The following is a 1,651-nucleotide window of genomic DNA, read 5'->3' as shown; positions in this document are numbered from 1 at the left end:
AGAAGCTGTATCTCAACCGATCATGGAACGTGCGGGTCGAACAGGTTTCCCGCTGGGGTGATCTTCCCGTTGTGCGCGCATGAAGACAGGGCCTCTCGGTAGCTCGGGGATGCGAATCTGACCGAGCAGTGCCGGGAGGCCCTGGTGTCGTTGTTGTACGCGTCCGAGCCCGTCCAGTTCAACTCGGCTGCACGATCGTGTGATTGCCTCGCGCACGTGTACGGCAATGCGGCCGACCATCCCGACCGGGAACGCCGGTATCCGTCGGACATGACGGACGCGGAGTGGGCGGCCATCCGGCCGTTGCTGCCGGTGCCGCCCTGGCTGAAGGGCAGGGGCGGGCAGCCCGAGGGCTACTGCCACCGCCAACTGCTGGACGCGATCCGCTACCTGGTCGCGGGCGGGATCTCGTGGCGGGCGATTCCCGCGGACTTCCCCGACTGGGCCCGGGTTTACGCCTTCTTCCGCCGCTGGCGCGAGCACGGGCTGATCACCGAGTTCCACGACCGGCTGCGCGGGAAGGTCCGTGAGCGCGAGGGCCGTGAGGCCGAGCCCACGGCGGGAATCATCGACGCGCAGTCGGTGCGGGCCGCCGCATCGGTGCCGGCCGCCTCACGCGGCTACGACGGCGGGAAGAAAGTGCCCGGGCGAAAGCGGCACATCGTGACCGACACGCTCGGTCTGCTCCTGGTCGTCTGTGTCACCGCCGCGAACATCGGTGACCGCGACGCCGCTACGGGCCTGCTGCAGCGGCTGCGCCGTCTGCACCGCGACATCACCCTCGTCTGGGCCGACGGTGGCTACACCGGCTCCCTCGTCGACTGGTGCCGGGACAAACTCGCGCTGACCTTGGAGATCGTCAAACGCACCGATGACATGACAGGGTTCGTGGTGCTGCCCAGGCGCTGGGTGGCAGAGCGCACGTTCGCGTGGCTGATGCATTCGCGCCGGCTGGCCCGGGACTACGAGACGTTGCCGGCCAGCAGCGAGGCGATGATCCGGTGGTCGATGATCACGCGGATGAGTCGGCGTCTGGCACGGCCACGGGCCGCCGCCCGGCACTGAACGCCCCCGACTCCTCCATGAGGAGCCACCCGCGCTCGGCCAGGCGCCGGGCCTTCGAGCGCACCCCCTCGACCTTCGCCGACGTTGTCTCCAAGCCCAGCCGAGCCGTGATCTCCCTGGCCTTCAGCGGCCCCTGGTCCGCAGGCTGCCACTCGTCGAGCACGCCCAGAATCCGCTGATAGTCCGGCGCCAGCACCGTCACCGGCAGTCCTTCGCGCCAAGGCGGCACGATCGAACCCGGCACCGGCGAGGGCGCGGTTTCCGCCTCCGCCTCGGTCACGGCGGTGGTCTCGGCAGCCGAGGCTGCCAAGGCCTCGACCAGCTCCTCCCGCGCGATCACCCGCCGGTCCAGCTCGATCTCCGCGGCCTCCAACACCCCAGCCAGCCGCGCAACTTCCTCCCGCAGACCCTCCACCCGCACCCGGGCTGCTGTCTCCCGCTCCTCCAGAATTCCCAGCACCGACGCCATCACGCACCCCCCGATCACGGAGCCGAAACAAGACGCCGCATGCCTCCCTCATTCCGAGCTAGACCATGCCAGACCAGCGGAAATCAAGCGATGATGTTCGGTTGAGATACGGCTTCT

2 protein-coding genes are annotated in these 1,651 nt (G+C 68.9%); one reads left to right on the top strand and one right to left on the bottom strand.

Translation table 11 applies throughout. The annotated features are described in order from the left end of the window. The first annotated feature begins 270 nt into the window (after nucleotides 1-270). A complete protein-coding gene (locus ACWC09_RS52590) occupies nucleotides 271-1,065 on the top strand; it encodes an IS5 family transposase (protein ID WP_450859423.1) in 795 nt (264 codons plus the stop codon). Here the strand turns inward: ACWC09_RS52590 and ACWC09_RS52585 are convergent. Beyond that, a complete protein-coding gene (locus ACWC09_RS52585; RefSeq protein ID WP_450859422.1) occupies nucleotides 1,013-1,534 on the bottom strand; it encodes a hypothetical protein in 522 nt (173 codons plus the stop codon). The two genes, ACWC09_RS52590 and ACWC09_RS52585, sit on opposite strands and share 53 nt — an antisense overlap. Between the last annotated feature and the right edge of the window lie 117 nt (nucleotides 1,535-1,651).

This window comes from Streptomyces sp. NPDC001617 (genome assembly GCF_053596855.1).
Note: the sequence above shows the minus strand (reverse complement) of the source record. Positions and strands in the feature narration are given on the sequence as shown.